Here is a 270-nt window from a genome sequence, read left to right on the forward strand (position 1 = left end):
ATCGTCGATGGTGTTGGCGTTGAAGGCCAAATCTGGGTTGTCGGCGTCGCTTGCGGTCAGGGTGCCATCGAGGATGGTTGTATCCCCTTCGGTGATGCGGTCGGCGTCGCTGGAAACGTCTGGTGCGTCATCGGTACCGGTAATGGTGATGGTGACGGTGGTGGTGCTGCCGTCGGACAGCGTCACGGTGAATTCACGAACTTCTTCCTGACCCAAAGTCAGCGCATCAACGGTGTCGTTGTCGGCCAAGTCGAAGGTCCAGCTGCCGTC

Annotated in this window: 1 protein-coding gene; it reads right to left on the bottom strand. The window is 59.3% G+C overall.

What is annotated here, in order from left to right; all coding sequences use genetic code 11:
- Positions 1-270 (bottom strand): VCBS domain-containing protein (locus Q0796_RS18230; RefSeq protein ID WP_298445915.1); only part of this gene is annotated, 270 nt, incomplete at both ends.

This window comes from uncultured Ferrimonas sp. (genome assembly GCF_947489035.1).
Classification (GTDB): domain Bacteria; phylum Pseudomonadota; class Gammaproteobacteria; order Enterobacterales; family Shewanellaceae; genus Ferrimonas.